Below are 22,928 nucleotides of genomic sequence, written 5' to 3'. Positions count from 1 at the left end.
CGCATTCCCTCCCCCACTCGCTGTCAACCTTCCAAGGGTATCCGCGCCCGCCCGGGACCTGATCCCCGAGTTGACTACTAAACCGTCCAGACGGTACAGTAACCGCCATGAGACGGGAAGAGCTGTTGGACGCGGCAGAGGATCTGCTCTGCGACCAGGGCTCTCAGGCGCTCACCCTGGCGACCGTCGCCGAGCGCGCCGGATGCAGCAAGGGCGGTCTGCTCTATCACTTCGGCACGAAGGAAGCCCTGATCAAGGGCATGGTCGAGCGGCTGATCGAGGAGTTCGACGAGCTCATCGCGGCTCAGGGACACGACACCTACACCAAGAACTATCTGGCGGCCACGTTCGCCGCCGTGCAGAGCGGCAGGCTGCGACGCTGGGCCGTGGTGACGGGAGCCTCCGGCAACCTCTATCTTCTGGCGCCGCTGCGGGTGGCGATGGCCCGCTGGCACCGCGAGGGGCTCGACCGCGAGCCCGACCCGGGGGCCGCGCAGATCGTGCGCCTGGCCTGCGAGGGACTGTGGGACGTGGCGAGCCACGACCCCGATCTCTACGACGCCGAGCACTTCGAGGGGCTGAAACAGCGCCTTCTCGCCCTGCTGCCCGCCTGAGCACCCCGCCCGCCCGGACACCCTGCCCACCTGATCATCCTGGCGCCCTGACGCGCCGATCGGTGGGCGTCTGTTCCGATCATTCACCGAGCAGGTAGGCCCCTAAAAACTGGTGGTCGCTTTCGCGTGCGAAAGCGACCGTCTTCGGCATGCCCGCTCCCCGGTTTGTCAAAACATTTATTGAAGGGATTACGTCATGACCCGCGACCTGAGGGCGGCCCGAACCGGGGCGGTTCTCACATTCGTGCTCGCCGGGCTGCTGTGCGGATCGATGACCGTGCGCATTCCGGCGCTCTCCGACAAGCTCGGCCTGTCCGAGGCGTCGGTGGGCGTCACCCTCCTCGTGTGGGGGCTGGGAGCGCTCATCACCATGCAGTCGATGCGCGGGGTGATGGCACGCTTCGGCAGCCGGAGCATCCTGCGGGTCGCGGCCCCCCTGACCGCGATCACCCTGGCGCTGCTCGCGGTGGCGCCCTCGTTCCCCCTCGTCCTGGTCGCGAGCGGCCTGTTCGGCATGGCGTTCGGCGCGGTGGACGTCGCGATGAACGCGCAGGGGTCGGCGGTCGAGCGCGCCTACGACCGCCCGCTGATGAACGGCATGCACGCCGGCTGGTGCGTGGGGGCGATCTCGGCGGGCCTGCTGGGCACCGTGGCGATCGTGGCCGGGCTCTCGATCACGGCCCACCTCGCCCTGGTCGCGCTGCTCGCGCTCCCCGTGACGGTCTTCCTCAGCCGCTCCTACCTGCCCGACCCTCCGGCGCCCTCGGGCCGTTCGGCCGGGAGCCGGAGCACGACGAGGCGCCGGATGCCTCCGGTGGTCTACCTCCTCGGCGTGATCGCCTTCTGCGCGTTCATGGTGGAGGGCACGGTCGCCGACTGGAACGGCCTGTACCTGCGCAACGTGCTGGGGGCGCCGGAGGCGCTCGCCGCCCTGGGCTATCCGATCTTCGAGGCGGGCATGCTCGCCGGACGTCTCGCCGGCGACCGGGTCCGGATCCGCTTCGGGGCCCGCGGCATGACGGTCGCCTCGGGTCTGGCCACCGCCGCGACCTTCGCCGTGGTCATCACGGCCCCCACGGCGCCGATCGCCCTGTCGGCGATGCTGTTCGTGGGCGTGGCCGTGGCGACGGTCTCGCCGATGGCGATGTCCCTGGCGGGCGGCGCGACCGGCGATCCCGGACCCGCCATCGCCCAGACCGGTGCGATGGGCTACGCGGGGCTGCTGCTCGGCCCCGTGATCATCGGTTTCCTCTCCGACCTGGTCACGCTCAGGGTGGGCCTCGGCATCGCCGTGGTGCTCGGCGTCCTGATCGCCGCCGCGGCGTGGTTCCTGCCCCGCTCCCGCGCGGTCACCGTCCCGCTGGAGAGTCCCAGGCGCGAGCTGTCCATGGCGGCCTGACCCGCCCTGTCCTGGCCTGTCCCTGCCCAGGCTCGGCCTGGGCCCCTGGCCCCGCCCTGGCTTGTCCTGTCCTGGCCAGGTCTGGGCCTGGCCTCGTCCTGGTCCCTGCCTGAAAACGGGACCGGTCCGACGAACCACGAACTCCGCCCCACACGCCACAGGTCCGGGGCTTCGCGGGTCACGGATCTCGCGAAGCCGTTCCGGTCCGGGAGCCCTCCGTGAGAACCGGAACGAAAACGGCAGGGGCACCGCACGTCGAGTGCGGTGCCCCTGCCGTTTTCCTGCCTGTCGGTACGCCGGGTGACCCGAGCGGGTCACTTGCGCTTGGTGATCTCCTCGGTCAGCTGCGGGACGATCTGGTGCAGGTCGCCCACGACGCCGTAGTCGGCGAGCTCGAAGATCGGCGCCTCGGGGTCCTTGTTGATCGCGACGATCGTCTTCGCGGTCTGCATGCCGGCCCGGTGCTGGATCGCCCCGGAGATGCCCGCCGCGATGTACAGCTGCGGCGAGACGGTCTTGCCGGTCTGGCCGACCTGGAACTGGTGCGGGTACCAGCCGGCGTCGGTGGCGGCGCGGGAGGCGCCGACGGCCGCGCCGAGCGAGTCGGCCAGCTCCTCGATGATGGAGAACTTCTCCGCGGAGCCGACACCCCGGCCACCGGAGACCACGATCGCGGCCTCGGTGAGCTCCGGGCGAGCGCCCTTCTCCTCCTTGACCCGCTCCACGATCCTGGCGCTCTTGGCGGCGTCGGACACGGTGAAGGTGACGTGCTCCTCGGTGCCCGCGCCCGCGGCGGCCTCGACGGGAGTGGCGTTGGGGCGCACCGCGACGATCGGGATGCCCTTGGTCACCCGCGAGCGGACGTTGATGCCGCCGCCGAAGATGGACTGGTCGGCGACCAGGCCGTCCTCGATGCCGACGACGTCGGTGAGCACGCCGGAGTCGATCTTGATCGCGAGACGACCGGCGATCTCCTTCGCCTCGGCCGTCGCGGCGACGAGCACCGCGACCGGCGACTTCTCGCCCACCAGGTGGGCGAGCAGCTCCGCCTTGGGGGCCACGACGTAGTCGCTCACCTCGGCGGAGTCGGCCACGTAGATCTTCTCCGCACCGTACTCGGCCAGCCTGGCCTGGGCCTCGGGAGAGTAACCCGCGCCCGTCCAGACCGCCGCCGGGGTGCCCAGCTTCCTGGCGAGCGTCAGCAGCTCAAGGGTGACCTTCTTGACCTGGCCCTCGACGTGCTCGACCAGAACGAGAATCTCGGACATTTCACCTAACCCCCGTTCTCAGACGAACTTCTTCGACGCGAGGAAGTCGGCGGCCTTCACGCCGCCGTCGCCCTCGTCCTTGACGACCGTGCCCGCCGCGCGGGGCGGGGCGACCGCGAACTCGGCGACCTCGCTCCAGGAGTTGGCCAGGCCCACCTGGGAGGCGTCGATCTCGGCGTCGGCGACGCCGAGCTTCTCGACCGGCTTCTTCTTCGCGGCCATGATGCCCTTGAAGGACGGGTAGCGCGGCTCGTTGATCTTCTCCACGACGGAGACGACGGCGGGCAGCGAGGCCTCGACCTTGTCATAGCCGTAGTCGGTGACGCGCTGGATGGAGATGGCGCCCTTGTCGACCTGCACCTGGTTGGCGAAGGTGAGCTGCGGCACGCCGAGGCGCTCGGCCAGCATCGCGGCGAGGACGCCTGTGCGGGCGTCCGTCGACTCCGAGCCGAGCACGACCAGATCGAAACCGATCTTCTTGAGGGTCTGTGCCAGGGCGTGTGAGGTGCCCAGGGCGTCCGAGCCGTGCAGCGCGTCGTCCACCAGGTGGACGGCCTTGTCGGCGCCCATGGCCAGAGCCTTGCGGATGGTGTCGCTCGCCTTGGCGGGGCCCATGGTGAGGACGGTCACCTCACCGCCGTGGGCCTCCTTCAGGCGCAGTGCCTCCTCGACCGCGTATTCGCACAGCTCGTTGATGACGCCGTCGGCGGCGTCGCGGTCGAGCGTATTGTCATCGGACCTCAGCTTGCGCTCGGTCGCCGTGTCGGGGACCTGCTTCACGCAGACGACGATGTTCATGGCCGGTGGCCGACCTCCCGTGTTCGCGTACGCCACCGCGTCGCTGCGGTTGACGCCGAATGCGGTACGTGCACGCGGGGTACGTGCACGCGCTGCCAAGACTGCCAAATGCTCTCGGGCGGCGTGGCAGTGGGTTGCCCGGTCGGTACGTGCCCGCCCCGGCCTCCCTCAATTATGTTACCCACGAGTAGCTTAGGTGCAAACCACCAGGTTGCACGGCTCACATCGGGCAGCCGTAACCTTCCCCGAGGAACACGCCCCTACCATACCGAGCTATGTTCCGGTGCTCGCGGGCGGGTTCCACACAGCGGGACGGCCCTCGCCCGCTCAGCTCGCCACCAGGATCCCGGCCAGGACGAAGACGACGGTGCCCAGCACCAGCGCCAGGGTGAGCGTACTGAAGAACGTGCTCAAAACCGCTCCCAGCGCGACGGCCCCGGCCCCCGCCGCCAGGTCGAGGATCATGCGCCCACGGTCGCGGCGGGCGAACAGCGCGATGCCCGCGTCGACGAGCATCACCGAGCCGTACCCGGTGAGCAGCAGCAGCGCCACCTCCGGCAGCGGTTCCCTCGCGGTCGCGGCCAGCAGGGAGACGAACAGGCCGGTGCCGACGACCCAGCGACGGTGCAGGACGACCCTGCGGCGCGCGAAGGCCTCCTCCGGCGAGGGCCTGCCCGCCGCCCGGCGCGGCTCCCCCGGCCGCCACTCCCGGGTGCTGAGATCCTGCATCCCGGTGTCGGCCGGTCGTCTGCTCTCCGGCACCGAGACGTCCCGGTGCCGGGCCCCGGCGTCAGAAAGGTCCGCCTCCACGAACGGCGAAGGGTCACGGAACCCGACCCTCCGCCGCCGCATGCCCCTGCCCCGGGCGCTCTTCCCCGCGACCTCGTGGCGGGGTCCGGCCGGTCGGACGACCGGCGTACCGTCCAGCCACTCCAGGATCGTGTCCGCGGACGGCCGGTCGGCGGGAACGCGCAGCAGGCACCTGCCGAGCGTCGGCTCCAGCCATCCGGGAACGCCGTCGAGGTCGGGAGAGTGGTGGACGACCCGGTAGCCGACCGCCGACGCCGGCCCCGTGCCGTAGGGGTGCCGCCCGGTGGCCGCGTACGCCAGCGTCGCCCCGAGGGCGAAGACGTCGGCCTCGGGGCCGGCCTCGGCGCCCTCAAGCACCTCGGGCGCCAGATAGCCGGGGGTGCCGAGCACGGCCCCCGAGGCGGTGACCGAGGGCGAGTCGAGCGCGGAGGCGATGCCGAAGTCGATCACGACCGGTTCGCCGTCGGTCAGGATCACGTTGGCGGGCTTGAGGTCGCGGTGCACCACCCCGGCGGCGTGCACGGTGGCGAGGGCCTCGGCCAGGCCGCGCGCCAGGCGTACGAGATCGTCGCCGGCGACGGGACCGTCGGCGGCGACCACCGCGCTGAGCGGCCGGCCCTGCACATAACGGGTGACCAGATAGGGGCGGGTCCCCTCCAGGGAGGCGTCCAGGACCTCGGCGACCCGAGGCCCCTGGACCAGCCGCATGGTCTCCACCTCGCGGGCCAGCCTGGTCAGGGCCGTCTCGTCCGCCGCGACGTGGGGGTGCAGGATCTTGACCGCCACCGTGCGTCCCCGGGGATCCAGCGCCAAATGGACCTCGCCGAAACCTCCGGCGCCCAGTCGCGACAACAGGCGGTAGGGGCCAAGACGTTCACCGTCGGTCGCGACCATGCGACTCCTTCCGGCCGGTCACATCCATCGTGCAGCAGAGAAGACGATCGCGCACCGGTCCACCGGCCGGAAAAACCCGCCGACGGCCCCGACGTGCCGTTATCTCCAGAAGGTGAGGAAGCCGAGACCGAGGCTGGTCATCAGGTCGTCGAAGAGACCCCCGACGAGGTCGAGCACGCCCATCGTGCCCTCGTTCGCCGTCTGCCGCCACTGGGCCGTGAGGTCTTCGACCACCTCGGTGGGGGGCTGCCACGGCGAGAAGGAGGGGACCACGCTCCACGCCGTCATGACCGCGAAGAACGCCAGCGTGCCCAGCACGATCGTGGTCACCATGCCCGCGCCGGGGCTGCGGATGACCCCGCTCAGCGCGCGGGCGACGGCCTTGCGCGGCTTGCCGCCACCGGGCAGGACGAACAGCCCCGCCACGAAGGCGCCCGCGGCGTAGGCGGCCGCGAAGTTCTTGTTCATGTCTCCGGCGTAGACGAGGAAGCCCCACACGCACATGCCGAACATCGCGGACAGCACCGCGCTGGTGAGCGTCCCGAACGCGGACCTGATCAACGCCCACGGGGTGCCGAGCACCGCGAGCAGCGGGTCACTCGCGCTGCTGCCCCGGATGGAGCGGCGCTCCGCCAGCTCGCCGAAGAGATGCTCGCCCACCCGCAGGCAGAGCGCGGCGGCCAGCGCGAACACGCTCACCACCACGGGCAGCATGCAGGCGAGTGCCACCAGGATCGTGAGCAGCAGCGCCGCGGCGAGCGGATGGCCCGCGCGGTAGCGCTCCTGCGGAGGGGTGCGGGGCGCGGGCCGGTCCTGGGTCGGCGCCTCACGCCGCGCCTGGACCGGTGGCGGGTAGGGCCGAGCCTGACCGGTGGGCGGCGGCGCCGGATATCCGGCCACCCGCTGGTCGGGGAAGGGCGGCGGGGCCGCGGCCCTCGCCTGCGCCGAGGGCGGCGCGGGGACGTAGGGCGGCGGTTTGGAAGCCGGGACGTAGGGGGGCGGTGCCGTCGCAGCGGACCCCTGACCTCGCTGCTGCCCGGGCTCCTGTCTGGGCCTGCGCTCGCGCCGCTCCGGCTTGGCGTACTCGACCGGCGGGAGCAGGTCGGCGTAACCGTCGTCCTGCGGCAGCACCCGGGTGCCCTGCGGGGGCGGGGGCGGCGGCGGGACACCGTCCAGGACCCTGGTGCCGTCGGTGTTGAGCACCTTCGTGCCGCCGTCGAGGACGGCGGTGGGCGGCGTCTCGTGGAAGGCCGTCACCCTCGGGTCGAGGGCGCGGGCCATCCTGTGCAGCTCCGGCGCGGACGGCCTCGCGGTGGGGTCGACGGCGAGGGCCCGCCTGAGCCAGCCCCGCAGCCACGCGGGGGCCAGGTCGACGTTGGCCCTGCCCTCCATGATGTTGAAGCAGACGACCTCGAAGCTGCCCGTGCCGAACGGCGGCTTGCCGGTCGCGCCGAAGAAGACCGTCGAGGCCAGCGCGTGCACGTCGGCCGCCTGGGTGATCTCGGAGTCGCGGATGATCTCCGGGGCGAGATAGCCGGGGGTGCCGACGAACATGCCGGTCTGGGTGAGCCGGGTCGCGTTGACCAGGTGCGCGATACCGAAGTCGATGACGAGCGGGTCACCGTTTACGATCATCACGTTGGACGGCTTGAAGTCGCGGTGGATGACGTCGGCGGCGTGGATGGCCACCAGCGCCGCGCACATGCCCTGCGCCAGCCGGATGAGCTGGTCCGCAGGGAGCGGGCCGTCCTCCAGGACGGTCTCCTCCAGCGTGCGGCCGGGGGCGAACCTGGTCACGATGTAGGGCTGCCTCGCCGTCAGTTCGGCGTCGAGCACCTCGGCGACGTGCGGGCTGCGCACCCGCCGCATGGTCTCCACCTCGCGGGTGAGCCGGTCGCGCGCCTTGAGGTCGGCGGCCACGTGCGGGTGCAGGACCTTGACGGCCACCTCGCGCCCGTCCTCGTCGAGCCCGAGGTGGACGACGCCCATGCCGCCCTCGCCGATCTTCCTGAGCAGGCGGTACGGACCCAGCCGCTCGGGCGCCCGCGTGTCGCCGGTCATCACGCCGCCTTCCTTCGTAGGTCTACCAGTTCGTCCACCACCGTTCCGACGTCGACCGGCGTCCACACCGCCGATCGCGCTGCGTCTCCCACGGTGCCGATCGCCAGGAAGACCATCAGCGCCGCCACCGCGGCCAGTCCCGCGGCGGCGACGATGGCCGCGCCGCGCGACGGCAGCAGTGATGCCAGCGTACGTCTCATCTGGCGGCTGGGGCCTTCGACACCGGGTCCGGCGCAGACGGTCCAGAGCGCGACGGCCACGCCCCAGCTCAGCGCGTTGGTCTCCGGCATGTCCCTGACCAGCACGGCGAGCAGGAGCGTCACCGGCAGGCCGAGGATGAGCGCGTACGGCACCAGGGCGACGGTGATGCCGATCGACTTCAGGAGCGCGACCGGCTGGCCGAGCACCCGCAGGACGTCGGCCGCGGCCTCGCCCGCGTTTCTTCTGGCGTTGAACGCCGGCTGGGCGATGTCGGCGGCGCGCAGCAGGATCGCCGCCGGGATCACCAGCGCGGCGACGATCACCGGGGCGATGACCGCCGCGGCCGTCATCACGACCAGCATCAGCACACCCGCCACCCCGTACGCCTTGGAGCGCTGCAACGCGTGACCCGGACGCTGGCCGGGGTGGAGCGCCGGCGGAACGGGCTGCTGGGGCTGCTGGTGGTGCTGTGCGTACTGGTGGGCCTGCTGCTGGTGCTGCGCCTGGGGGTGCGGATAGGGGTAGGGCGGCGGCGTGGGGGTGCGGACCTGCGGGGTCTGCTGCTGGTCGGGCGGTGCCTGCCGCTGCGGGTAGGGCGGCGCGGGCCGGCCGCCCGGCAGCGGCGACCGGCTCTGCTGACCGTGCTGACCCGCCTGCGCCTGCTGACCCTGCTGTCCCGGCTGGTTGGTGTACTGGCGGATGTATTCCTGCAGATCCTGGGGGCGGACCCGCTGGGTGGGGATGTCGCCGTCGGAGACCGGCGCGGTGGCGCCCTGGTCGTGGACGGCGGGAGTGGGCGGGCCGGGCATCGCTCCGGGGACGACGCCCGGGGTGCGGGTGGGGACGTCCTCGGGGGCGAGCATGCCGGTGGGCAGGTCGTGCGCGGCCTGCTGGGCCGCCGCGGCCTGGCGCAGCTCCTCGGACGTCACCCGGCGGGTGGGCCACGGGTCGGGCTGCTCGGCGCCGAGCATCGAGACGTACTCGTGGGGCTGGGCCACGGGGGTGGGAGGCCAGGAGGTGGGCTGCGGGACCGCGGGACGTGACGCCACCGGGGTCGGCACGTCGCCGGGCTCGACGGCGGCGCCCTGACGGCCGGGAACGTGCGGGACCGGTGACCCGGATCCCGTGGAGCCCTGCCCCTGCCGGGCCGCCTGACGACCGTGATCACCCTGCCCCGGCAGGCCACCCTGGCCGGACCGCGCGCCGGGGACACCGGGGACACCGGGGACACCGTACGTGCCGGGGACGCCGGAGGCTCCGGGACGGCCGGAGGTGCCCGGGGTGCCGGGCGTGCCGGGCGTACGGGAGCCGGGGGCGGAGTCGTCGAACTCGGCGACCGTGGTGATCTCGTCGGGCACCCGGGGCCTGCCGGAGGCGGGCAGCAGGCGTCCCACCCGCTCCGCCAGCTCGGCGGCCGACGGCCGCCTCGCCGGGTCGCGCTGGAGGGCGGCCCGCAGGACCGGCTGGAGCGTCTGCGGGACGGCGTCGACGTTCGCCTTGCCCGCGGTGATGTTGTAGAAGATCATCTCCAGCGTGCCCTTGCCGAAGGGCGGCTGGCCGGTGGCGGCGAAGACCAGGGTCCCCGCCCAGGCGTGCACGTCGACCTCCGGCCCGGCCTCGTGCCCCTCGATGATCTCGGGGGCGAGATAGCCGGGGGTGCCGATGAACATGCCGGTCTGGGTGAGCCGGGTGGCGTCGACCGCCTGCGCGATGCCGAAGTCGATGAGAACCGGCTCGCCGTCCAGGATGAGGATGTTGCCGGGCTTCAGGTCGCGGTGGATCACCCCGACCGAGTGGACGGCGGCCAGCGCCGACGCCACGCCGTGCGCGACCCGCAGCAGCGCGGGCAGCTCCATGGGGCCGTCCTGCTTGATCACCTCGTCCAGCGGACTGCCCGCGACGTATCGCGTCACGATGTACGGGCGATGGCCGGTCACGTCGGCGTCGAGGACCTCCGCGATGTATTCGCTGCGCACCCGCCGCATCGTCTCGACCTCGCGCGAAAGACGGCGACGCGCGACGTCGTCGCCCGCCACCTCCGCACGGAGGACCTTCACCGCCACCTGCCGGCCCTGCGGGTCGACGGCCAGGTGGACCACGCCCATACCGCCCTCGCCCAGCCGCCTCAGCAGCCGGTAGGGACCCAATCGGTCGTCCTGATTCATGGCATGAAGCACCATATCGGCTTAGATCCCGCCCACGAGATGAACCATCGGGCCACATTTCCCGATTGAATAACGTTCACAGAACCTCGACGGTTTCCCGATTTCCTCTCCCACTTAATCTCATTTTCGCGTCAGTTCGCCAGGTGAAGAACCCGTGCCGTCTTCAACCCCGCCAGCAGGGAGCCGGAAACGGCGAGCTTGGAGCGGCGGACACCGCTGCCGATCACGACCCCCGGGTGGGCCGCCACCGCCTCGTCGACGAGCACCGGCCAGTCCTCGGGCAGCCCGAGCGGGGTGATCCCGCCGTACTCCATTCCGGTCAGCGTGACCGCGTCGTCCATCGGCGCGAACGAGATCTTCCGCGCGTCCAGGTGGCGCCGGATCACCCCGTTCACGTCGGCCCTCATGGTGGCGAGCACCATGCACGCCGCGTAGCGGGTCTCCCCCGCGCGCCTGGCCGCCACGATCACGCAGTTGGCCGACTCGTCCATGCCCACCCCGTAGCGCTCGCAGAAGGCCGCCGTGTCGGCGAGCTCCGGGTCGATCTCGGCGACGGTTATCCCGGCGAGCCCACCGACTCCGCCGGCCCCGCCGCCGAACCCGTCAAGCTCCCCGACGGCCCGCGCCACCGGCTCGGCCAGCAGGTCAGGCCGCTCGGCGGCACTCGTCCAGTCCAACGTCCCGATCGTCATCGCCGTCTCGTCTCCCTAGGAATTCCCTTGGAAATTCTCTCGCACCGAAGACTTTACGGCCGTGCGGTGACACTCAGGATGTCGTCTGGAGTACCCGGTGGTGCAGATCGGTGACGGCTCTCCTCGCGGACTCCATCGCACCGGCCTGCCAGGCGGTGAGGTGGGTGAGCCAGTCTCCGGCGAAGTGGACCCGGCCCGCGGGGCGCTGCAGCAGGGCGAACGCGCCCTCGTAGGAGGGCCAGCTCGCCCAGCCGCCCTCGATGTGCGGCTGGCGCCCCCAGGAGATCGAGATGCTGGAGCGCAGCTCCGCGCGGTACTTCTCCCCGTGGATCTTCTTGCCCTGGGTGAGCGCGCGGTTGCGGCGCTCGCGGTGGGAGAGGCCGGTGTACACGTCGGCGTTCTCGTCCCTGTTGTAGTAGCCGACCACCAGGCCGCCGCGGGAGTGGTAGCCGTGGGAGGGGTACCAGATGTGAGTGATGTCCAGGTCCGTCTCGGTGGCACCGCCGTAGATGTGGTCGTCGATCTCCCACCAGCGCCTCCCGTACTCCAGCCCGATCTTGCCCGCGGAGACGGGTACGGGGGTGCGGAGGGCGGCGGTGATCGGGGTGCCGAGATTGTGCGGCAGGCGCGCGAGCAGGTGGGGCGGCAGGGTCGCGACGCAGTAGTCGGCGCGGACGACGCCGTCCTCGGTGCCGCTCCGGTGGGTGATCTCCACCCCGTCGGACAGGTTCTTGATCCCGGTCACCCGGGTGCCGGTCCTGATCCGGTCGCGGCCGACCGCGTCGGCGAGCGCGACGACGATGGCGTCCATGCCGCCCACCGGCTGGAACATGGGCATCACCTGGTCGTAGCCGAAGTCCATGGTGACGTATCTGCCGGTGCCCGCGGCGAGCACCTCGCGCAGGGAGGCGGCCGCGTCCACGGGCACGCCCTCGCTCACCCCCGGGTAGGTCTCGAACCCGCGCCGCCTGGAGTCCCGCTGGTAGGCGAGGTCGGGGCCGAGGTCGCCGAAGCGCCGCAGGAACTCCTCCAGCCGCTCGCGGTCGTCCTTGGTGAGCCTCCGGTTCAGCGCGCCCGCGTTGCTCGCCTTGGCGAGCAGCTCGGCGACGTAGCCGTACAGGTCGGCGCGGGCCGCGCGCGCCCTGGCCGGGGCGGTCATGCCCTGGGTGTAGACGTACGCGGAGGCGTTGTTGTTGACGAAGATCTCAACGGGTACGCCCAGTTCGCGGCAGTAGTCCATGGTGACCATCCAGGGCGCGATCCGCGCGGCCCCCGCGTTGAAGTAGATGCCCTCCTCGAACGCCGCGGTCTGCGTCTCGCCGCCCAGCTCGTCCAGCCGGTCGCCCGCGCGCAGCGTGAGGGTCCTGCCGCCCACCCGGCCGGACGCCTCCAGGACCGTGCAGTCGTACCCGGCCTTGCCCAGCTCGTAGGCGCAGGTCAGCCCGGCGACGCCCGCGCCGAGGACGACCACCTTGGCCGCCGCCCTGCCGGTGAGGGAGAAGTCGGAGCGCTGCGGGGGCGTGAAGTCCCTGTTCTGGGACTCCGGTGCGAGACCGAGCGCGCCCATCGCCGCGAACATCGCCCCGGCGCCCCCGGCGGCGCCCACCCCGACCAGCAGCGCCCTGCGCGTCAGGCCCGCTCCGGCGGGCGGCTCGGCCTTCGCGGAGGGCGCGGCCTTCGCGGCGACGGGCACCGCGGAGGAGGTGTCGGGCCGCTCGGGACCCGTCTCGTCACTCATGGGGGTTGTCACAGCACATCGGGCACCGTCGGGTCGAAGGGGGTCGCCAGGGCGAAGGGGGTCGTCAGGACGAGGGGAATCGCGCGTCGCAGGTTATCCCGATCGATGGCGACTGGGCGCCGAAAGAAGGGCGAAAAGGACAGCGAGCGGTCATCGGAAGGGTCACCCGTACGCGCCGCTGCCGCAGGCCACCTGGCCGCCGATCATCGCGAAGATCCCCAGCAGGGCCATGATCTGCGAGAAGTCGTCGGTGGTGAACTCCGTGTGCCGGGGGCCCGCCGCCGTCACACCGGGGATGATCGCGCATCCGGCGGCGATCGCGGTGGAGTTCCACTCGACACCGAGGACGAACGGCGGCTCGGGGGCGCACAGGCGGAAGTCGGCCACCCGGTCGAGCGCGCGGGCCGTCGCCTCGCGGATCCGGGCCTGGGCGACGGCGGGCGGCAGGAGTTCGGCGGCGAACCTGTCGACGCCCTTCTTGACCGCGACGGTCTCCACGTCGCCGAGCAGCTCCCTCGCCTCCTCGCAGACGGCCTCGTCGCCGGTCACCAGGACCACCGGCACGCCGAGCGTCCCCGCGAAGGAGGCGACGAGACGGGTCTCCCCGCAGACCTCGCCGTTGAGGTAGACGTTGTGGATCTCCCTGCCCATCCAGGTGTGGTTGAGCACCCCGTGCTGGACGCCGGCCCGCGCGTGGTAGCCGACGAAGCAGGCCGCCCGGTGGCTCGCGTCGAGCCCCTGTCCCATCCGCAGCGGCTTGCCGGGACCGCGCAGGAGGGTCGCCCGCTCGTCGAGCAGGTCGATCCTGAGGTTCTTCGTCGAGCCGTGGGCGTCGTTGACGCGCACGGCGGTGGCGCCGGCGTCGAACGCCCCCGCGACGACCGCGTTCGCGTCGCCGGTCATCAGCTCGCAGCCGCGCTCGTAGCCCCGGCCCCCGGCGTGCATCTCCTCGGGGTCGGTCAGCCCGGTGACGCCTTCCATGTCGACCGAGACGTAGACCTTCACGGCATCCCCCACGTCTCGACGCGGCGCGCCTCGTCCTCGCTCATGAAACCGATCTCCCCGTCCACGAAGTCGTGAACCTGCTTGCGCCACGGTTCGGGAATCTCCGCGACCGCGGGCGGGTAGCAACGGTCCAGCCAGGCGGTGGAGGACTCGGTCGCGCGCAGGTGCCGCGCCGCCGCGGCGAAGACCGTGTCCTCGATGCCGGGCACCCTGGCGCAGCCGTACTCGATCATCTCCTGCCCGCCGTACGGGGGCGGTTGCTGCCACTTGCGGGCGACCGGGCGGCCCGCGGTGATCGTGGTGCGGAGCGGACGGCGCTCGACGGCGGCCTGGATGAGCTCCTTGTACAGGCACTTGCCGCAGGTCCCGCAGGGGCCGCCCACCCCGCGCAGGCACCAGCGGAGCTGTTCGCGCAGGTCGGAGCCGAGGGCGAGCCGCATCGTGACGGCCTCGCTCACCCCGCCCACCGGGAGTACGAGGTGCAGCCCGGCTGCGGCGAACGCCCGGCCCCAGGCGCCGTGCGGGGCCCACATCAGGTTGTCGGGCGTGTACCGGTGCACGTAGCGGGCGCCCCCCAGCCAGCGCGATCCCAGCTCGTAGCCGAAGGCGAGGCCGCCCAGGTCGAGCTCGTCGGCCATCAGCAGCGCGCCCACGGCGACCGCGTGGTGCTCGGGGTAGCCGGGACGTGGCTCGGCGAGGGTGAACTCCAGGTCGGAGCGGACGACGGTGAGTTCGCGGCCGGTCTTCTCCGCCAGCGAGGCCAGCACGTCGGAGCGGTAGTGGGTCCACCGGTTGGGCACGCGCGGGTGGGAGACCCGCTGGAAGTGCACGAACGGCGCGTCGGGCAGCATCGCGGCCACCGCGACCGAGTCGGCCCCGCCGCTGTAGGAGATCGCGAGCCTGCCGCCGGATCGCGTCCCGGCAGTCCCGGTGGGACCGGCCTCGACCCCCCAGCCCTCGCCGATCGCCCCGGCGAGTTCCGGCGAGATCGGCCGGTCGAAGGTGACGCGGCGCCGGGTCCACGGCGCGATCACGGTCCACGCGGCGAGGGCGAGCAGGTCGGGGTGGATGTCACGCGGCGGGTGCGGCAGCTCGGCCCTGAAGGTGTTCGTGGCCAGTTTCAGTGCCTGGCCGTCGGCGCAGTGGCCGGTGACGTCGTCCTCGGGGTCCAGCCGGAACACCAGGTGCCAGGTGCCGCCGTCGGCCGTCCAGGCCACTCTCACGCGCCGCTCCCCCTCCCGACGCTCGCCGCGCCTTTCGCGCCTTCAGTGCCTCCCGTGCCTCCCGTGCCTCCCGGTGCCCCTGCGGTCCCGGAGGTCCCGGTGGCGCGGTCCACGGCCTGCCAGAGCAGCACCTCGTTCCTGAGCACACCGTCCAGCGCCACCGCGGTCTCCTGGGCGAGCCGGTGGGCGTCGTCCCAGCGCCCGGCCCGCACCGGGTCGAGTTTGACCCCGGCCACCCGCGTCCGCAGCTCGACGACCTCCGCGCGCAGCGCGGTGACCTCCCTGGCCAGCGTCTGCACCTCCCAGAGCGCGTCCTTCACGTCCTGCCTGTGGTCGGCCCTGGAGATGTACCGAGAGTCGAACCAGCCGAGAACCGCCCGCCGCAGCGGAGCGGGCACCAGCGCACGCTTCACCAACCGCACCATAATCCGGCACGATACCGGCAATTCTTGATCAGCTAGGACCGATCCCATCAAGCCCGGCCGACCTCACCGGACAGGTCAGCGGCCGGTGAACGTCGCCGTGGACCTCTCGGAGAAGGCGCGCATGCCGATCCCGGCGTCGTCGGTGGCGAACAGGCCGGAGAACTGCAGGCGCTCGATCTCCAGACCGGTGTCGAGGTCGGTCTCCAGGCCGCGGTCCACGGCCTGCTTGGCGGCGCGCAGCGCGAGGGCGGGGCCTCCCACGAACCGGGCGGCGTAGGCGAGCGCCTCGGTGTACACGTCGTCGTCGGGGACGACCCGGTCCACCAGGCCGATGCCCAGCGCCTCGGCCGCGGACACGTGGCGCCCGGTGAAGATGAGGTCCTTCGCCCTGGCCGGGCCGACCAGCCGGGGCAGCCGCTGGGTGCCTCCGGCGCCGGGGATGATGCCGAGCAGGATCTCGGGCTGGCCCAGCTTGGCCGACTCCCCGGCGATCCTGACGTCCGCGCACAGGGCGAGCTCGCAGCCGCCGCCGAGCGCGTAGCCGGTCACCGCCGCGACGACGGGCTTGCCGATCCTCGCGACGGCGGTGAAGCAGTCCTGCAGGAGCCGCGAGTGGACCGCCATGTCGGCGTACGACATGCCGGCCATCTCCTTGATGTCGGCGCCGGCCGCGAAGACCTTCCCCCCGTAGACGACCACGGCGTACACGTCGTCGGCGGCGTCCACCTGCCGGGCACACTCGGCGATCTCCAACTGGACCTGCCGGTTGAGCGCGTTCATCTTCGGCCGGTCGAGCCTGATCGTCGCGACCCCGTCGGCCGTCTCAACCCGCACGAACTCACCCATGGACGTCCTTCCGCCTGCCGGGATCCCCTTCGGTCCCCGTACCGCGATCCACCATAGGGCGCCTCTCAGTTGACGGGCATGGCCAGGTCCCTGCTCTCCCCCGCGCTCCTGCCCGGTTTCTTCGCCGCCCGTCCCGGCAGCCCGGCGATCGTCCTGCGGTAGATCGCCTCGTACGCGCGGGCCATCGCCTCCACGCCGAAGAAGCGCTCCACCCGGACGCGGCAGGCACGCGGGTCGAGCGTGTCCGCCGCCTCGATCGCGGCGGGAAGCTCGGAGGGATCGCTCCTGATGAACCCCGTGACGCCGTCCACGACCACCTCGGGCACGGCCCCCCTGCAGAGGGCGACCACGGGGGTGCCGCAGGCCATCGCCTCGATCATGACCATGCCGAACGGCTCCTCCCAGACGATCGGGAAGAGCAGGCACCTCGCCGCCGCGAGCAGCTCGTGTTTGCGCGCGGTGTCGGCCTCTCCGACGTACTCGGCGTCGGGGCCGAGCCTGGGTTTGACGTACTCGTCGAAGTAGTCGCACTCGACCTTCTCGGTGAGCTTGCCCGCGAGCAGGATGCGCCGCCCCGCCGCGCGGGCGGCGTCGATCGCCAGATGGGCGCCCTTGTCCTCGTTGAACCGGCCCAGCCACAGCACCCAGTCCTCCTTGCGCTCCCTGAAGGGGAAGGCCGTGACATCGACCGCGTTGTGGACCACCCCCGCCCAGTTCAGGTCGGGGGCGATGCGCCGCTGTGCCTCGGAGACGGCGACCATCGACACGGTGGTGCCGAGCGCCCGGTAGTACTCGCCGAACTCGCCCTCCATCTCCCCGTGGCAGGTGATCAATGTCGGGACGCCGCGCGCCGGCGCGGTCAGCGGCCCGGCGAGGCTGTGGTCGTGGATCACGTCCACGACGAGCCCCGAGGTCATCGCGTACGCCCTCGCCGCGTGCAGCATCTCCGGCAGCGGCTCGCCGATCCGCTCGGAGGGCGCACGCCCGTAGGTGCTCAGGAAGCGCGCACGGGTCCCCGCTCTGCCCGCACCGACCAGCGTGATGTCGTGCCCGCGCCGGGTCAGCCCGGCGACGAGAACGGCCACCATCGACTCGATGCCCCCGTAGCCCCGGGGCGGTACGTCGTACCAGGGCGGCGCGACCATCAGGACGCGCAGGCCGTCTGACCATCCGGGAACGATTCTCGAAGAAACCACGGTCACCTCACCTGAAGAGACACGGAAGTTGGAACCGGGAGGAGGCTGGAGAAGCGATCAGCGGACCCGCCCCGCGGTGGCGGTGAGCGGGCCGCACGGCTCGTCGATCAGGGTGATCCCCTCCGGCAGCCCCGCCATGGTGGCGCCGTCGGGGCCGACCTCGATCGTGACCCTGGAGCCCGCGAGCGGCAGCCCCTGGATCCGCAGGCCCTCCAGCCCGACGGGATCCAGCCACACCCGCCTGTAGGGGATCCACGGCTCGAAGCGCAGCAGGCTCCTGACCAGCTGGATGGGGCTCGCCGCGGCCCACGCCTGCGGGGAGCAGGAGGTGGGATAGGGCACCGGCCGGCCGAACTCGGCCCGGTCGAATCCGCAGAACAGTTCGGGCAGCCGCCAGCCGAAGACCTCGGCCGCGTCCAGCAGGCTGAGGGCGACGCGCTGGGCCTCGACCGTGAAGCCGTAGCGCATCAGTCCCGCCGCGATCAGGGCGTTGTCGTGTGGCCAGACCGAGCCGTTGTGGTAGCTCATCGGGTTGTAGGCGCCCATGGTGGTGGCGAGGGTCCGCACCCCGTACCCGGTGAACATCTCCGGCGAGAGCAGCCTCTCGGCGACATAGGGTGCCCGGCCCTCGTCGACGATGCCGGTCCACAGGCAGTGGCCCATGTTGGAGGCGAGACTGTCGATGGCGCGCCCGGCGCCGTCGAGGCCGATGGCGTAGTAGCCCCGGTCCGGCAGCCAGAAGCGCTCGTTGAAGGCGTCCCTGATGCGTTCCGCGCGGGCCCTCCACTGCTCCTCCAGGATGCTGTCGCCCACCGCGTGGGCGCAGTGGGCACGGGCGACGTAGGCGGCGTAGACGTAGCCCTGGACCTCCGCCAGCGCTATGGGCGGGTTGGCCAGGGTGCCGTCGGCGAAGTTGACGCCGTCGAAGGAGTCCTTCCATCCCTGGTTGATCAGCCCGTGGTCGGTCTTGCGCCGGTAGGACAGGAACGGGTCGGCGGATCTGCGGATCCAGTCCAGGGCCGCGTCGACGTTCGGGGTGAGTTCCTCGATGGCCTCCCCGTACACACCCCATCGGCGCAGCTCGCCCATGACCATCACGAACAGCGGGGTCGAGTCCACCGACCCGTAGTAGGCGCGGCCCGCGTGCGGTGAGGCACCGGTCCGCGTGCCGAAACGGAGCTCGTGCAGGATCTTGCCCGGCTCCTCCTCGGTCAGCGGGTCGTCGACGGTGCCCTGCAGCCTGGCCAGGCGCCTCAGGGTGCCCAGCGCCAGGCACGGGTCCATCGGAAGGGCCATCCACGACGTCAGCAGCGAGTCGCGACCGAACAGGGTCATGAACCACGGCGCGCCCGCGGCGATCGTCGGCGGCTCGTCGGGCATGCCGGCGTCGAAGAGCCGCAGCGCACCGAGATCCGCCTTGGAGCGTTCCAGCACCTGGGCGAGGATGCGGTCGGAGGTGACGACGATCGGGCTGGCGCGCTCCCAGTCGGCGCGGCGCCTGGCGGGCTCCGCGTGTTCGAGCGGGTGGTGGGTGGAGAACCAGGCGGGCGACTCCTCGCCCTCCAGGATCGGATTGACCTGCAGGCTCGCGGTCCACTCACCCCGCGCGGGCACGACGACGCGGAAGACGAGCACGCCCGGCATGGCGAACGGCTTCGGCTCGGCCACCACCCTGGTGCCGCGCGAGCGGCAGGAGGAGACGATCAGCAGTCCCGTCCTGTCGGCCGTCACCTCCACGTCGGTCACGTGCCGGATCCGGCCGGCCTTCACCTCGAACAGATCCGCCACGTCGGAGGCGACGTGGATGTCGACGACGCATCCGGCGGGCTCCCCGGACAGGTTGCGCAGGGTGAGGTCCTCGCGCAGGCCGCCCCCGACGTAGCGGTCCCTCATCACGAGCAGACTGCTCTCGGCCCGCCCGGGGCGGGGGGCGGCCCTGCCGAGGAACATCGCGTGGTACGGCTCGGCGGGCAGCACCCTGAGCTCCTCCACGGGCAGCTCGTCCACCCTCAGCTCCCAGCGCGACAGGATCCGGGTGTCCGCGTAGTAGACGCCCTGCGCCCCGCCGGGGAGGATGTCGCCGTTGCGGGCGCACACGCAGAAGGAGCCGCCCTCGACCAGCGTGACCGCGGCGTCACCCAGTGCGCCCGGCTGGCCCTTCAACGTCCATGCGTCCACTGCTCTCCCCCGAGTGCGCTAGATGTCGGCTATCTACCCATCCCCAGCACAAACAAGAAAGAACTCCACAAAAGGCGCATATGGCCGTATTTTGCACTTTAAGAGGAGTTTTGCCCGAATCATCGTAACGGTGGCACCGAGAGCCGACGGCCGGCCCTGCCGCACCTCTTCCGGCCCTCTCCATGCCCTCTCCGGCCCCCTCCGGCCCCCTCCGCGCGGCTCCCCGCCGCGGTTCCCTCCGCGTGGCCCGCGGCACCGACCTCCGCGGGCCACGCGCCGCCGGGCCGCCGTACGATCAGACGCGCTCCGGGGTCACGGCGCCGGGAACCTCTGCTGGGCGCCAGGTCGAGTGGCCAAACATACCCACCTCACCACGCGCGGCGGCCGAACGAGAGCACTTCTCGGCCATCCGTGTCGGGTACGACCGTTCAAGCGTGATTCACCCCGGATTCATGCGCGACTCATACGCCACCGTTCACCGGACCGAAACGTTCGGCGGCTCGCACACTCGCCGGGCCAGGCCGTCCTGCGGGCCGAACGCTCACCGGACAGAACGCTCACCGCCGGACCGTCCACCACCGGACCGTTCAGCGGCCGGAGCGCTCAACGGGCCGGAACGCTCAACGGGCCGGAACGCGAAAGACCTCCGTGGTCCTCCCCGAGAACGGGGAGGACCACGGAGGTCCCGTCACCCGGCGCGCGCGCCGGGTGATCACGCGGTCAGCGCAGGGTGCCGTTGGTCATGCCGACGGGCTCCTCCGGCACCGCGACCAGGCCGAGCTCCGAGTTCGAGGCCACCAGCGGGTGGTCGGGAACGACCCGGACGGTGTAGCCGAAGGGTCCGGTGCGGTCGAGGGGTACGGTCCCGGCGAAGACGGCCCTGCCGTCGTCACCCTCGGTCTCGACGGCGAGGTCCGCATAGCAGGGATCCGCGAGGTCGTCGTGGTCTCCGACCCTGCCGTAGGCCGCCTGGACCCGGATGTCCCCCGGCTCCAGCTCGCCGAGCGCGATGGTGGCCTTCAGCTCCAGGGAGGTCCCGAGCTCCGGGGTGCCGTCGCCCAGACCGGTGGCCTCCACGTGCTCGACCCGCACGCCCGGCCAGGCCCTGCCGACCCTGAGCTTCCACGCCGCGAAGCCCTTCGCCTGCTCGTACCCCTCGCCGGAGAGGGCGCGGGCGGACTTGGCGGCCGGGGCGTAGAGGTCGACCACGTAGTCGCGGAGCATCCGTCCCGCGAGCACCTTGGGGCCGAGCGAGGCCAGGGTGTGCCGCACCATCTCCAGCCAGCGCCGGGGCAGCCCGTCGGCCCGGTCGTAGAAGCGGTCGGCGACCTCGTGCTCGATCAGGTCGTACAGCGCGGCGGCCTCGAGCTCGTCGCGGCGGTCGGGGTCGGCGACGCCGTCGGCGGTGGGGATCGCCCAGCCGTTGGTGCCGTCGTACCACTCGTCCCACCAGCCGTCGCGGATGGACAGGTTGAGCCCGCCGTTGAGCGCGGCCTTCATCCCCGAGGTGCCGCACGCCTCCAGCGGGCGCAGCGGGTTGTTCATCCACACGTCGCAGCCCTGCACGAGCAGCTGGCCCAGGGCCATGTCGTAGTCGGGCAGGAAGACGATGCGGTGCCGCACGTCCTCGGAGTCGGCGAACTTCACGATCTGCTGGATGAGCTTCTTGCCGCCCTCGTCGGCCGGGTGCGCCTTGCCCGCGATCACGATCTGCACCGGCCTGGCGGGGTCGAGCAGCAGCGCGCGGAGCCGGTCGGGGTCGGACAGCATCAGGGTGAGCCGCTTGTACGAGGGCACCCGGCGGGCGAAGCCGATGGTGAGCACCTCGGGGTCGAGGGCGTCGTCGATCCAGCCGAGCTCGGCCGGCGAGGCGCCCCGGTTGATCCACGACTGGCGGAGCCGCGCGCGGGCCGCGACGACCAGCTTCTCGCGCAGCCGTCCCCTGATGCCCCAGACGTCGCCGTCGGAGACCTTGGCGATGCTCTCCCAGCCCTGGGCCCGTTCGACCAGGGTGGGCAGCTCCTTGCCGGCGAGCTCCATGATCTCCCGGCCGACCCAGGTGGGTGCGTGCACGCCGTTGGTGATGGACCCGATCGGGACCTCTTCGATGTCGAAGCCCGGCCACAGGCTCTTGAACATCTCCCGGCTCACCGCGCCGTGCAGCTCGGAGACGCCGTTGACCCGCTGGGCCAGCCGCATGCCCATCGCGGCCATGTTGAACTTGCCCGGCTCCTCCTCGGCGCCCAGCGCGAGGATGCGGTCGACGGGGACCGTGGGCCACGCGTTGTCGCCGCCGAACTGGCGTCCGATCATCTCGGCGGGGAAGCGGTCGATCCCGGCGGGCACGGGGGTGTGCGTGGTGAAGACGGTCCCGGCCCGCACCGCCTCCAGCGCCTCGTCGAAGGAGAGCCTCGCCTCGGTGAGCTCGCGGATGCGCTCCAGGCCGAGGAAGCCCGCGTGGCCCTCGTTGGTGTGGAACACCTCGGGCTCGGCGTGCCCGGTGACCCTGCAGTACGCGCGGATGGCGCGGACGCCGCCGACGCCGAGCAGCAGCTCCTGCAGCAGCCGGTGGTCGCCGCCGCCGCCGTACAGGCGGTCGGTGACGTCACGGGCGGCGTTGTCGTTCTCGGCCACGTCGGAGTCGAGCAGCAGCAGCGGCACCCTGCCGACCTGGAGCACCCAGACCTGGGCGTGCAGCGTGCGCTGCTCGGGAAGGCTGATCTTGATGCGTACCGGGCTGCCGTCCTCCTCCCGCAGGAGGGTGAGCGGCAGGCCGCCGGGGTCGAGGGAGGGGTAGTGCTCCAGCTGCCAGCCCTCGGGCGAGAGCGACTGGGTGAAGTAGCCGTGGCGGTACAGCAGGCCGACGGCGAGGATGGGCACGCCGAGGTCGCTGGCGGCCTTGAGGTGGTCTCCGGCGAGGATGCCGAGCCCGCCCGAATACTGCGGCAGGGCGGCGGCGATGCCGTACTCGGGAGAGAAATAGGCGATGGCCTTCGGGGCCTCGGAGATGGTCTGGTACCACCGGGGTGCGGTCATGTACTCGCGGAGATCGTCGGCGGCGTCGGCGAGCCGCCTCAGGAAGCGACGGTCGGCGGCGAGCTCACGGAGCCTGTCGGCCTCGACCGCGCCCAGCAGGGCGACGGGGTCGTACCCGACGCGTCCCCAGATGGCCGGATCGACCTCACCGAACAGATCCAATGTCTCGGGGTGCCACGACCAGCGCAGATTGAGGACGAGCTCGCCGAGGGAGGCCAGCTCCGGCGGCAGGACGGTGCGGACGGTAAACCTACGGATTGCTCTCACGCTGCCAGACCCTAGTTACTCAGCGCCACGAGGGCGACCTCAACACTCACGCGTCTCCCCCTCACCGCTATCAATCCACCCCAAACACATCAAAGAGAGGTGATCGACTGTT

At 71.8% G+C, this 22,928-nt stretch carries 16 protein-coding genes; 2 read left to right on the top strand and 14 right to left on the bottom strand.

Annotated elements, in window-relative coordinates; all coding sequences use genetic code 11:
* Positions 1–107: 107 nt before the first annotated feature.
* Entirely contained in the window at positions 108–614 is a 507-nt protein-coding gene (locus tag ACFY3V_RS26915) for a TetR/AcrR family transcriptional regulator (RefSeq protein ID WP_350947583.1), read from the top strand.
* Positions 615–810: 196 nt separating this feature from the next.
* Positions 811–2,013: an MFS transporter gene (locus ACFY3V_RS26910; protein WP_362921002.1), complete on the top strand. Its 1,203-nt coding sequence runs from the start codon at positions 811–813 to the stop codon at positions 2,011–2,013.
* A 314-nt stretch (positions 2,014–2,327) separates the two neighbouring features.
* Here the strand turns inward: ACFY3V_RS26910 and ACFY3V_RS26905 are convergent, their stop codons facing one another.
* From ACFY3V_RS26905 to glgP, 14 genes are all read right to left on the bottom strand, one after another.
* Positions 2,328–3,281, bottom strand: coding sequence for an electron transfer flavoprotein subunit alpha/FixB family protein (locus ACFY3V_RS26905; RefSeq protein ID WP_389777289.1), 954 nt, complete (start codon positions 3,279–3,281; stop codon positions 2,328–2,330).
* Between the two features lie 18 nt (positions 3,282–3,299).
* The gene (locus ACFY3V_RS26900) at positions 3,300–4,079 is read right to left on the bottom strand and encodes an electron transfer flavoprotein subunit beta/FixA family protein (RefSeq protein WP_350947580.1); all 780 of its coding nucleotides are present in this window, start codon (positions 4,077–4,079) and stop codon (positions 3,300–3,302) included.
* Positions 4,080–4,406: 327 nt separating this feature from the next.
* A complete protein-coding gene (locus ACFY3V_RS26895; protein WP_350947579.1) occupies positions 4,407–5,783 on the bottom strand; it encodes a serine/threonine-protein kinase in 1,377 nt (458 codons plus the stop codon).
* Between the two features lie 99 nt (positions 5,784–5,882).
* Positions 5,883–7,844, bottom strand: a complete 1,962-nt coding sequence (locus tag ACFY3V_RS26890) for a serine/threonine-protein kinase (protein WP_362920997.1) — start codon at positions 7,842–7,844, stop codon at positions 5,883–5,885.
* Positions 7,844–10,210 carry a protein kinase gene (locus ACFY3V_RS26885; RefSeq protein ID WP_389777284.1) on the bottom strand — a complete coding sequence of 789 codons (2,367 nt, stop codon included), beginning with the start codon at positions 10,208–10,210 and terminating at the stop codon, positions 7,844–7,846. Before ACFY3V_RS26885 ends, ACFY3V_RS26890 begins: the two co-directional genes overlap by 1 nt.
* A gap of 131 nt (positions 10,211–10,341) precedes the next feature.
* A complete protein-coding gene (locus tag ACFY3V_RS26880) occupies positions 10,342–10,902 on the bottom strand; it encodes a YbaK/EbsC family protein (protein ID WP_350947576.1) in 561 nt (186 codons plus the stop codon).
* 73 nt (positions 10,903–10,975) lie between these two features.
* Positions 10,976–12,640 carry an FAD-dependent oxidoreductase gene (locus ACFY3V_RS26875; RefSeq protein WP_350947575.1) on the bottom strand — a complete coding sequence of 555 codons (1,665 nt, stop codon included), beginning with the start codon at positions 12,638–12,640 and terminating at the stop codon, positions 10,976–10,978.
* 162 nt (positions 12,641–12,802) lie between these two features.
* Positions 12,803–13,657 carry a M55 family metallopeptidase gene (locus tag ACFY3V_RS26870; RefSeq protein WP_350947574.1) on the bottom strand — a complete coding sequence of 285 codons (855 nt, stop codon included), beginning with the start codon at positions 13,655–13,657 and terminating at the stop codon, positions 12,803–12,805.
* Positions 13,642–14,868: a DUF6395 domain-containing protein gene (locus tag ACFY3V_RS26865; RefSeq protein WP_350947573.1), complete on the bottom strand. Its 1,227-nt coding sequence runs from the start codon at positions 14,866–14,868 to the stop codon at positions 13,642–13,644. Before ACFY3V_RS26865 ends, ACFY3V_RS26870 begins: the two co-directional genes overlap by 16 nt.
* The gene (locus ACFY3V_RS26860; RefSeq protein ID WP_350947572.1) at positions 14,865–15,281 is read right to left on the bottom strand and encodes a hypothetical protein; all 417 of its coding nucleotides are present in this window, start codon (positions 15,279–15,281) and stop codon (positions 14,865–14,867) included. Before ACFY3V_RS26860 ends, ACFY3V_RS26865 begins: the two co-directional genes overlap by 4 nt.
* Before the next feature lie 87 nt (positions 15,282–15,368).
* Positions 15,369–16,139: an enoyl-CoA hydratase-related protein gene (locus ACFY3V_RS26855; RefSeq protein WP_350947571.1), complete on the bottom strand. Its 771-nt coding sequence runs from the start codon at positions 16,137–16,139 to the stop codon at positions 15,369–15,371.
* A gap of 65 nt (positions 16,140–16,204) precedes the next feature.
* Positions 16,205–17,335, bottom strand: a complete 1,131-nt coding sequence (locus ACFY3V_RS26850) for a glycosyltransferase family 4 protein (RefSeq protein ID WP_350947570.1) — start codon at positions 17,333–17,335, stop codon at positions 16,205–16,207.
* Between the two features lie 57 nt (positions 17,336–17,392).
* On the bottom strand, positions 17,393–19,513 hold the full coding sequence (locus tag ACFY3V_RS26845; protein WP_350947569.1) for a glycogen debranching N-terminal domain-containing protein: 2,121 nt from the start codon (positions 19,511–19,513) through the stop codon (positions 17,393–17,395).
* A 720-nt stretch (positions 19,514–20,233) separates the two neighbouring features.
* Positions 20,234–22,816, bottom strand: a complete 2,583-nt coding sequence (glgP, locus tag ACFY3V_RS26840) for an alpha-glucan family phosphorylase (RefSeq protein WP_350947568.1) — start codon at positions 22,814–22,816, stop codon at positions 20,234–20,236.
* Between the last annotated feature and the right edge of the window lie 112 nt (positions 22,817–22,928).

The organism is Streptosporangium sp. NPDC000095 (assembly GCF_042899335.1).
Classification (GTDB): Bacteria; Actinomycetota; Actinomycetes; order Streptosporangiales; family Streptosporangiaceae; genus Streptosporangium.
The sequence above is the reverse complement of the archived record's forward strand: the minus strand, read 5'-3'. Positions and strand labels throughout refer to the sequence as shown.

Bases quoted from the DNA above. Each gene is read 5' to 3' on its own strand.
- ACFY3V_RS26915 (WP_350947583.1), top strand. From the start codon at position 108: ATGAGACGGGAAGAGCTGTTGGACGCGGCAGAGGATCTGCTCTGCGAC.
- ACFY3V_RS26910 (WP_362921002.1), top strand. From the start codon at position 811: ATGACCCGCGACCTGAGGGCGGCCCGAACCGGGGCGGTTCTCACATTC.
- ACFY3V_RS26905 (WP_389777289.1), bottom strand. From the start codon at position 3,281: ATGTCCGAGATTCTCGTTCTGGTCGAGCACGTCGAGGGCCAGGTCAAG.
- ACFY3V_RS26900 (WP_350947580.1), bottom strand. From the start codon at position 4,079: ATGAACATCGTCGTCTGCGTGAAGCAGGTCCCCGACACGGCGACCGAG.
- ACFY3V_RS26895 (WP_350947579.1), bottom strand. From the start codon at position 5,783: ATGGTCGCGACCGACGGTGAACGTCTTGGCCCCTACCGCCTGTTGTCG.
- ACFY3V_RS26890 (WP_362920997.1), bottom strand. From the start codon at position 7,844: ATGACCGGCGACACGCGGGCGCCCGAGCGGCTGGGTCCGTACCGCCTG.
- ACFY3V_RS26885 (WP_389777284.1), bottom strand. From the start codon at position 10,210: ATGAATCAGGACGACCGATTGGGTCCCTACCGGCTGCTGAGGCGGCTG.
- ACFY3V_RS26880 (WP_350947576.1), bottom strand. From the start codon at position 10,902: ATGACGATCGGGACGTTGGACTGGACGAGTGCCGCCGAGCGGCCTGAC.
- ACFY3V_RS26875 (WP_350947575.1), bottom strand. From the start codon at position 12,640: ATGAGTGACGAGACGGGTCCCGAGCGGCCCGACACCTCCTCCGCGGTG.
- ACFY3V_RS26855 (WP_350947571.1), bottom strand. From the start codon at position 16,139: ATGGGTGAGTTCGTGCGGGTTGAGACGGCCGACGGGGTCGCGACGATC.